Origin of the sequence: Virgisporangium ochraceum (assembly GCF_016863655.1) — a bacterium.
GTDB lineage: Bacteria > Actinomycetota > Actinomycetes > Mycobacteriales > Micromonosporaceae > Virgisporangium > Virgisporangium ochraceum.
Genome location: NZ_BOPH01000058.1, coordinates 20,754 through 29,179 on the forward strand (window position 1 = coordinate 20,754; position 8,426 = coordinate 29,179).

Below are 8,426 nucleotides of genomic sequence, written 5' to 3' on the forward strand. Positions count from 1 at the left end.
TTTTCAGGGGATAGCCAGGATCCGCTGGGCGGCAAGATCGGCTCCGTCGACCGCGTCGTACCAGCCCTTGACGCGCTGCGCGGCACGGCGGTACCGGTCGTCGTCGAGCATCCGCCGCACGAGGCCGGCCGCCGTCGCGGTCGCGGCCGGTGCCAGGCGCCGGGCCGCACCGAGCTTCTCCACGAGGACCGCGTTGAGCGTCTGTTCCGGCTGCAGCGGAACCGCGAGCAGCGGTGTGCCGCAGGCCATCGCGGTCTGCACGCTGCCCTGGCCGGCGGTGGTGACCGCGAGGTCCACCCGGGGCATCACCAGGTGGCTGGGTAGCACGCCGGCCACGCACGTCCGTCCACTATGGAGGTCGCCGACGGCATGGACCGTGCCGGCGACCAGCACCCGCGCGGACGCCGCTGCCGCCGCGGCCGCGACGCTGCGGACCAGCCCGGCCGACGACGACGTGAGCGCCACGTACACGATCGGACCGGGTGCGTCGAGGAACTCCTCGACGTGGGGCGGGATCGGCACGTCGAGCCGGGCGTAGAGCGGGCCGCTGTAGGCGAGCCGGGTGCCCGGCCGGTACGCGCGCCGGCCGGCCGGCCGCCACGCCTCCAGCTCCTCCGCGGGGATGCCGAGCACCTCCGGCACCTCGGTGACGAGCGCGAGATCGCCGAGCACCAGCGCCGCGAGGCTGGGCACCGGCTCCACGCCGAGCTCCGCGGCAACCCGGTTGAACCCGGCCGTGTAGTACCGCACCCGCGCCGGCGCCGCGTTGACCAGCCGGCGCCGCAACGGTTCCGGCAGCAGCCGCAGCGCCGGCCACGGCGCGTCGGCCGGCAGCAGCCCGCGTTCCCACACCGGCGGCACCCAGCTGCCGGTGTGCGTGGTCACCAGCGGAACACCGGCCACGCGCGTCGACAGCTGCGCGGTGAGCAGAAACCCGGTGACCGCGACCCGCGCGCCGACCCCGCGCAGCCACTTCGCCTCGGCCAGCACGTAGTCGCGGAGTTCGGCGTCGGTGTACATGCTCTGCCGCACGTTGCCGAGCCCCGGCGCGTCGGCGACGAAGCGCGCGCCGCGTTCGTCGCTCATCGGCGGTCCGACCACCTCGTACGGGATGCCGGCGGCGTCGAGCAGGTTCCGGTGGACGCCGCCGTGCGTGGCCACGCGGACGTCGGCGCCGCGGGCGGTCAGGGCCCTGTGCAGCTCGATCATCCGGGACGTCTCGGAGAGGTAGGCGCACTGTGCCAGCAGGGCGATCATAGTTAGGTAATATATTGCCTATGTCTTCCGACGTCTACGGCCTCGACTCCCCGCTCACCCCGCCGGTGCGGGCGTTCCGTGCGGTGCTCCTGCTCGCCCAGCGGCTGCGTTACCTCATGGACGAACGCCTGCGCCCCGACGGACTCACCACCCAGCAGGCCGCGCTGCTGACGGCGGTGATCGCACTGGGCTCGCCCACGCTGGGCGCCGCGGCGGCCGCCCTCGGAACCACCCACCAGAACGCCGCTCAACTGGTGACCGCGCTGGAACGTAAAGGACTTCTCGCGGTCGAGCCCGACCCGGCCGACCGGCGCCGGAAACGACTGGTCGCCACCGCGGCCAACGCCCGATACTGGCGCGGGCGTGACGCCGACGACGAGGCGGCGGTCGCGTCCTGGTTCGGCGCCTTGGCGCCGGCCGAGGTCGACACCCTGGTGGCGCTGGTCTCCACGGTGCTCGACCACCTGGGTCGGGGTGGGGAACAGGGCGTCCGGGCCGGCAAATAGACTCGTCCGGAATCAGTGACCGTTGAGAAGGAGCCGTCATGGCCGCGATCTCCCGCGACGAGGTGGCGCATCTGGCGCGCCTGTCGCGTCTGGCCGTCACGCCCGACGAACTCGACATGTTCGCCGGCCAGCTCGACGTGATCCTGCAGTCGGTCGCCCGGGTGGGTGAGGTGGCGGCCGACGACATCCCGCCGACCTCGCACTCGGTGCCGCTCACGAACGTGTTCCGCGACGACGTCGTGGTACCGGGCCTCACGCTGGAGGAGGCGCTGTCCGGCGCGCCCGACCAGGCCGAGCAGCGCTTCCGGGTCCCGCGGATCCTGGACGAGGAGGCCTAGCCATGACCGACGTGACCAGAATGACCGCGACGGCGATCGCCGCGGCGATCGCGTCCGGCGAGACCTCCGCGGTCGACGTGGCCCGGGCACACCTCGACCGGATCGCCGCCGTCGACGACCGCGTGCACGCGTTCCTCCACGTCGACACCGAGGGCGCGCTTGCCGCCGCCGGGAAGGTCGACGCAGCGCGGGCCGCGGGCGAGCCGCTCGGGCCGCTCGCCGGCGTGCCGGTCGCGGTCAAGGACGTGGTGACCACGAAGGGCGTGCCGTCCACGGCCGGCTCGAAGATCCTCGAGGGCTGGAAGCCGCCGTACGACGCCACGATCGTGTCGCGCATGAAGGACGCCGGGCTGGTGATCCTCGGCAAGACCAACATGGACGAGTTCGCGATGGGCTCGTCCACCGAGTGGTCCGCCTACGGGCCCACCTTCAACCCGTGGGACCTCACGCGCATCCCCGGCGGCTCGGGTGGCGGCTCGTCGGCGGCGCTGGCCGCGTACGAGGCGCCGCTCGCGATCGGCACCGACACCGGTGGCTCGATCCGGCAGCCGGGCGCTGTGACCGGCACGGTCGGCGCGAAGCCCACGTACGGCGGCACGTCGCGGTACGGGCTCATCGCGTTCTCGTCCTCTTTGGACACTCCCGGCCCGTGCGCGCGAAGCGTCGAGGACGCGGCCCTCCTGCACGCGGTGATCGCGGGCCACGATCCGCGCGACTCCACGTCGATCCCGGCCGCGGTGCCCGATGTCGTGGGCGCGGCCCGGCTGGGCGCCACCGGCGACCTCTCCGGCGTCCGCCTCGGCGTGGTGCGCGAGTTCGCCGGCGAGGGCGCGGAACCGGGTGTCATGGCGGTGTTCCGCGAGAGCCTCGAGGCGCTGGTCAAGCTCGGTGCCGAGGTCGTCGAGGTGTCGTGCCCGCACTTCCAGTACGCGTTGCCGGCGTACTACCTGATCGCGCCGAGCGAGTGCTCCTCGAACCTGGCCCGCTTCGACGGCGTGCGCTACGGCCTGCGCGTCGGCGACGACGGCAACCGGGCGCTGGAGGAGGTCATGTCGGTGACCCGCGAGGCCGGCTTCGGCCCCGAGGTGAAGCGCCGCATCATGATCGGCACGTACGCGCTCTCCAGCGGTTACTACGACGCCTACTACGGGCAGGCGCAGAAGGTCCGCACCCTGATCAGCCGCGACTTCGCGGCCGCGTTCGAGCGGGTCGACGTGCTGGTCTCGCCGACCACCCCGTTCGTGGCGTTCGAACTCGGCTCGCGTACCGCCGACCCGTACCAGATGTACCTGGCCGACCTGTTCACGATCCCGTCGAACCTGTACGGCGGTCCGGCGATCTCGGTGCCGGCCGGCCTGTCGGCCGGTCTGCCGGTAGGCCTGCAGGTGATGGCGCCGACCCTCGCCGACGACCGCATGTACCGGGTCGCGGCCGCTTTGGAGACCGCGGTGCCGCCGCTGACGCCGCCGGCCCTGTAGCTTGATCGGCCAGGCCCTGTCCTGTCGATCATGGTGGTTTGCGGCGAGGTCCAGACGGCTACGGCAAGCCCAGTCCGCGCGGCTTCGCCCTGCGGCCCGCGCAAGCCGCCGACCAGGCGCGGCTTTGTCCCGATACCGGTGTTGTATCGGGGCGAAGCCGCAACGCCACCGGTCGTCGTCTGGGCCCGGCGCAGGCCGCCAAATGATCGACAGGACAAGGCCTAGGCTGAGGGCATGGCTCCGAACATTCCTCACGATCGGCGAGACCAGCTTCAGCAGATCCAGAACGGCCTGCTCCAGGGCGAGACCATCATCGCCGTGTACGACGCCGTCGGCATCGGCACGGGGTTCATCGGCCTGACCGACCGCCGGGTGATCCTGCAGGACAAGTCGTTCGCGGGGAGGAACCTGGCCATCACGTCGGTGCCGTACTCGAAGGTGAGTGCGGTGTCGCTGGTGAGCGACCGGTCGTTCGCGGGCAACTTCTTCAGCACCGGCAAGATCGCGATCCACGTGGGGACGCAGACGTACGAGATCGAGGTGCGCGGGGTCGACAAGACCAAGCACATCCACGACGTGATCCTGCACTACGCCCGTTAGCCTGCCTGGTCTCCCCGCGACGCGCTGCGGAGGACGCCCGCGGGCATGCGAAAGCCCGGTGAGCGACGGTGCTCACCGGGCTTTTCGGCGGGGGATGGGGGTCCTAGCGGCTGCTCCAGCTGGTGGGGCCCGGCAGGTCGACGCGCTGCGCCCTGGTCCGCGAGTTCCACGACCAGCGCCCGATCTTGATACCCCACGAGGTGAAGCCGCTCTTACCGAAGTTGAAGATGAGCGGGCCGAACTTCATCCGCTTACGGAAATGGACCGGCATCGTCGTTCCTCCCTGGAAAGCCTGTGCTCCCAGGGTTACCCACCGATGTCGATAGTTATTCATCGCGCCTCCACGCCCCCGCGTAGACGAACTTCCCGACTGGTCGAGGAGCGAACGTGAAGCCCTACTGCAGTTCCGTTCCTCAAACAACGATCAACGACTCAGGACACCGGAACACACCCGCGACGTAGGCCGCCGGTCGTCCAGCTCGATCAGGTCCGCAACGCCGCCGTCCACGGTGACGCTGGACGGCTGATCGGGGAACGGGTTCGGCATCGTCCAGCCGTCAGGTGCACCCGAACTCGCGCCGCCGAGCCGGGCTGCCGAGCGGGGGCCGGCCCGCGCCGACGCGCGGCGCGTTGTCCGCGACCGCCGGCCCCCGGTGCGGCACAACCCGTACAGGACGGCTGGCCGCATCGCCCGTCGGATGCAATCCGCTTGTCGGGCCGCCCATCCGGTGGCACGCGCACGCCGTCCTGCCGAGGCAGGCTCACCGAGCCGACCACCACGTTCACCGGCCGTCCCCCTTCCGGGCGGCTTGGTGCGCCGTCCAGCCACGTCGTTTCGGTTGCTGCCCGTCGCGCCCCCCAACCACCGGCGAGTCAGCAAACCCTTCGGCGGTTTCCTGGGATTCCGGCATGGGAGCGCTCCCAACCCGTGGGACAAGGGAAGAAATTCTCCCCCCGCTACCCCGATTATCGAACAGTCGAACGACGCACTTCAATCAATCGATGGGGGGTCGATGCCTGAAATCAACCTGGTTGCGCAGGTCAGCGCCGCTCTAGCCGTTTCAGGGGCGGTTTACTACCGTCATCACACCAATCCACCCCCTTGATTGGAGTGAGTCCAGATGAAAGTGCCCGCGACCGGCCGCCGACGGTTCGCGTACCCCGCGATCATCGCCCTGGCCGCCGCCCTGCTGACCGTCGTGACCCCCGGAACCGCCTCGTCGCACGGCACCACCATCGACCCGTCGTCGCGAAACTACGGCTGCTGGTCGCGGTGGGGCAACCAGTTCCAGAACCCGGCCATGCAGACCCAGGACCCGATGTGCTGGCAAGCATGGCAGACCGACACCAACGCCATGTGGAACTGGAACGGCCTGTTCCGCGAGGGAGTCCAGGGCAACCACCAGGGTGCCATCCCCAACGGTCAGCTCTGCAGCGGTGGGCGCACCGGTGACGGCCGGTACCGGGCCATGGACGTGCCCGGCAACTGGCGGGCCACGAACATCGGCCGCAACTTCACGCTGCGGCTGCTCGACCAGGCCTCGCACGGCGCCGACTACATCCGGGTGTACGTGACCCGGCAGGGCTACAACCCGCTCACCACCGCCCTCGGCTGGAACCACCTCGAGCTCGTGGCCCAGGTCGGCAACACGCCCCCGTCGCAGTGGCAGAAGGTGACCACGCCCCACCAGGGCGTTCAGATCAACATCCCGGCCACCGCCAACGGCCGCAGCGGCCGCCACCTGGTCTACACGATCTGGCAGGCGAGCCACTCCGACCAGTCCTACTACTTCTGCGCGGACGTCAACATCACCTGACCCCCGCGGAAGCCCCGCCCACGCCGGTCCTCCCACAGCCGGCGTGGGCGGTTCCGCTCCCTTGGAGACCCCATGGCGAGAAAGTGGCGTGGCGTTCCGGTCGCGGTCGCGTTGTCGGTGGCGCTCGTCGTGGTCGCGGCACTGGCGTTACGGGACCGGTCTGAGCCCGCCCCACCACCAGCGGCGGACCATGGTCACGGCAACCGCTCGGGCGCGGGCGTGCTCATCACCACCGCGCCGGCGCTGGCCCTGCCCGACACCGCCGTGACGACGGTCGCCGCCGGCCTCGACGCCGTCCGGGCGATCGCGTTCCGCCCCGACGGCACCGCGCTCGTCGCCGAGGGGCGCACCGGCCGTATCGTCGCCGTCAGGCCCGGCGGCCAGCCGTCCGTGTTCGCCACCGTCCCGGGTATCGAGGCACTGCGGAGCATCACCGTGCACACCGACGGCACCGTGTACGCGCTGGTGACGTCCACAGTGGACAACCGCGTGGTCGGGGTGCGCGCCAACGGATCCGTCGAGCCGGTGCTCACCGGCATCCCGCGCGGACCCGTACGCAACGGCGGCGCCATCGCGGCCGGACCCGACGGCATGCTCTACGTCGCCACCGGCGACGCCGGCGACGAGCGGAACGCGCCCGACCCGACGTCGTTGGCCGGCAAGGTTCTCCGGATCACGCCGGGTGGCACGGTCGCGCCGGACAACCCGCAGGCGGACTCGATGGTGTACTCCCGCGGCCACCGCGACCCGCAGGGGCTGGCCTGGTACGGCCAGACCGACCTGTTCCTGGCCGAGGCCGGCTCGACGCCCGACGGCGCACCCGACCGGCACGACGAGCTCAACCTGATCCAGGCCAACGGCGACTACGGCTGGCCGGCGACCACCGCGTTCGGCAGCAACCGCAGGTACGTCAACCCGGTAGCCGCGTGGCAGCCGGGCGAGGCCGGGTTCGGCGGGCTCGCGGTCAAAGGGGGCCGCGTCTACCTGGCGGGCACGAAGCTGTACCGGATCTGGCTGGAGGGCACCGAACCGCAGACCCTCCTCGACGGGAAACTCCCACGCCTCCACGCGATCGCGACCGCACCCGACGACGCCGTGTGGGTGGCAACCGACGACAGCGTCCTCCGGGTCGGTGGCGAAGCTCTGCCCTAGACACCTTCAGGGGTCAGGGTTTCGCCGGCCACTCGGCGCTGGGCCCGGTTGTTCCACCGTGAGGATCGGTCAGGGCTGCGGTGAGAGCCCGGTCCGCCGCAGAACCCAACCATGATCGAAAGTGGTGGGACTTTTCTGCTGTTGTGGCCGTGCCAGAACAGCAGAAGGTCGCCACCACTTTCGATCATCAGCTGACGCGGCACCGCACGATAGCGTTCCGTGCCCGTCGAGCCGGCCATCCGTCGTCGATCTTGCAGTTGTGGTCCCACTTAAAGCACGACATGTCCGCACATAGGTGCGGCCACAACTGCAAGATCGACGCGCAACGTGACGTTCACCACGGCGGCGAGCGGTGCGGAGCGATCCGCACCATGACAACCACTGAGACGCTCCCTGGCCGACCCGCCCACACGCGCGTCACATAGAGCTTTTCAGCTGAGACGCTGAATGATCAACTCGCGGACGGCCTTGGCATCGGCCTGGCCGCGGGTCTCCTTCATGACCGCGCCGACGAGAACGCCCGCCGCCGCGACCTTGCCCTCGCGGATCTTCGCGGCGACGTCGGGGTTCGCCGCGATCGCGGCGTCGACCGCGGCGGTGAGCGCGCCGGTGTCGGAGACGACCTCGAGCTTGCGCGCGGCCATGACCTCGGCGGGCGTGCCCTCGCCGGCGAGCACGCCTTCGAGGACGGTGCGGGCCAGCTTGTCGGTGAGCTTGCCGTCGTCGACGAGCTTCTGCAGCGCGGCGACGTGCTCCGGTGTCACGGGAAGCGACGACAGTTCCACGTTGTCGGCGTTGGCGCGGCGGGCCAGTTCGCCCAGCCACCACTTGCGGGCGGCCTCGGGTGTGGTGCCGGCGGCGACCGTCGCGGCGATCAGCTCGAACGCGCCGGCGTTCGCGATCGCCTGCATGTCCACATCGGACAGTGCCCATTCCTCCTTGAGGCGCAGGCGCTTCGCGCGCGGCGCCTCGGGAAGGCCTTTCCGAAGCTCCTCGACCCACGCCGGGTCGGGTGCGATCGGCACCAGGTCGGGCTCGGGGAAGTAGCGGTAGTCGGTGGCGGTCTCCTTGCTGCGGCCCGCCGTGGTGTCGCCGGTGTTCTCGTGGAAGTGGCGGGTCTCCTGCGTGATCGAGCCGCCCGCGTCGAGGATCGCGGCCTGCCGCAGCATCTCCGACTGCACCGCGCGCTCGACCGAGCGCAGCGAGTTGACGTTCTTCGTCTCGGTGCGGGTGCCCCACTCCTCACCCGGCCGGTTCAGCGACGTGTTGACGTCGCAA

At 70.8% G+C, this 8,426-nt stretch carries 9 protein-coding genes; 6 read left to right on the forward strand and 3 right to left on the reverse strand.

Going from position 1 to position 8,426, the window contains the following annotated elements; translation table 11 throughout:
- Positions 1-3: 3 nt before the first annotated feature.
- Positions 4-1,257 (reverse strand): glycosyltransferase, encoded by a 1,254-nt coding sequence (locus Voc01_RS20905; RefSeq protein WP_203929175.1) that lies wholly within the window; start codon positions 1,255-1,257, stop codon positions 4-6.
- A gap of 20 nt (positions 1,258-1,277) precedes the next feature.
- Between Voc01_RS20905 and Voc01_RS20910 the strand changes: the two genes are divergently transcribed.
- The 4 genes from Voc01_RS20910 to Voc01_RS20925 all read left to right on the forward strand — a co-directional run bounded on the left by Voc01_RS20910 (position 1,278) and on the right by Voc01_RS20925 (position 4,179).
- Complete coding sequence (locus Voc01_RS20910) at positions 1,278-1,763, forward strand: MarR family winged helix-turn-helix transcriptional regulator (protein ID WP_203929176.1); 486 nt, start codon at positions 1,278-1,280, stop codon at positions 1,761-1,763.
- A gap of 38 nt (positions 1,764-1,801) precedes the next feature.
- On the forward strand, positions 1,802-2,101 hold the full coding sequence (gene gatC, locus Voc01_RS20915; RefSeq protein ID WP_203929177.1) for an Asp-tRNA(Asn)/Glu-tRNA(Gln) amidotransferase subunit GatC: 300 nt from the start codon (positions 1,802-1,804) through the stop codon (positions 2,099-2,101).
- 2 nt (positions 2,102-2,103) lie between these two features.
- Entirely contained in the window at positions 2,104-3,579 is a 1,476-nt protein-coding gene (gene gatA / locus Voc01_RS20920; RefSeq protein ID WP_203929178.1) for an Asp-tRNA(Asn)/Glu-tRNA(Gln) amidotransferase subunit GatA, read from the forward strand.
- A 234-nt stretch (positions 3,580-3,813) separates the two neighbouring features.
- The gene (locus tag Voc01_RS20925; protein ID WP_203929179.1) at positions 3,814-4,179 is read left to right on the forward strand and encodes a PH domain-containing protein; all 366 of its coding nucleotides are present in this window, start codon (positions 3,814-3,816) and stop codon (positions 4,177-4,179) included.
- A gap of 103 nt (positions 4,180-4,282) precedes the next feature.
- Here the strand turns inward: Voc01_RS20925 and Voc01_RS20930 are convergent, their stop codons facing one another.
- Positions 4,283-4,450 (reverse strand): DUF4236 domain-containing protein, encoded by a 168-nt coding sequence (locus tag Voc01_RS20930; protein WP_203929180.1) that lies wholly within the window; start codon positions 4,448-4,450, stop codon positions 4,283-4,285.
- A gap of 850 nt (positions 4,451-5,300) precedes the next feature.
- Here Voc01_RS20930 and Voc01_RS20935 point away from each other — a divergent pair.
- Both Voc01_RS20935 and Voc01_RS20940 read left to right on the forward strand, forming a co-directional pair.
- Positions 5,301-5,996 carry a lytic polysaccharide monooxygenase auxiliary activity family 9 protein gene (locus Voc01_RS20935; RefSeq protein WP_203929181.1) on the forward strand — a complete coding sequence of 232 codons (696 nt, stop codon included), beginning with the start codon at positions 5,301-5,303 and terminating at the stop codon, positions 5,994-5,996.
- Between the two features lie 72 nt (positions 5,997-6,068).
- Positions 6,069-7,148 carry a PQQ-dependent sugar dehydrogenase gene (locus tag Voc01_RS20940; protein ID WP_203929182.1) on the forward strand — a complete coding sequence of 360 codons (1,080 nt, stop codon included), beginning with the start codon at positions 6,069-6,071 and terminating at the stop codon, positions 7,146-7,148.
- A gap of 431 nt (positions 7,149-7,579) precedes the next feature.
- On the opposite strand, the gene Voc01_RS20945 is transcribed toward Voc01_RS20940, so the two are convergent.
- A partial coding sequence (locus Voc01_RS20945; RefSeq protein WP_507772762.1) for an Asp-tRNA(Asn)/Glu-tRNA(Gln) amidotransferase subunit GatB occupies positions 7,580-8,426 on the reverse strand: 847 nt, incomplete at its 5' end.

Coding starts and splice junctions, on each gene's coding strand:
- Voc01_RS20930 (WP_203929180.1), bottom strand. CDS start 4,450: ATGCCGGTCCATTTCCGTAAGCGGATGAAGTTCGGCCCGCTCATCTTC.
- gatA (WP_203929178.1), top strand. CDS start 2,104: ATGACCGACGTGACCAGAATGACCGCGACGGCGATCGCCGCGGCGATC.
- Voc01_RS20925 (WP_203929179.1), top strand. CDS start 3,814: ATGGCTCCGAACATTCCTCACGATCGGCGAGACCAGCTTCAGCAGATC.
- Voc01_RS20910 (WP_203929176.1), top strand. CDS start 1,278: ATGTCTTCCGACGTCTACGGCCTCGACTCCCCGCTCACCCCGCCGGTG.
- gatC (WP_203929177.1), top strand. CDS start 1,802: ATGGCCGCGATCTCCCGCGACGAGGTGGCGCATCTGGCGCGCCTGTCG.
- Voc01_RS20905 (WP_203929175.1), bottom strand. CDS start 1,257: ATGATCGCCCTGCTGGCACAGTGCGCCTACCTCTCCGAGACGTCCCGG.
- Voc01_RS20940 (WP_203929182.1), top strand. CDS start 6,069: ATGGCGAGAAAGTGGCGTGGCGTTCCGGTCGCGGTCGCGTTGTCGGTG.
- Voc01_RS20935 (WP_203929181.1), top strand. CDS start 5,301: ATGAAAGTGCCCGCGACCGGCCGCCGACGGTTCGCGTACCCCGCGATC.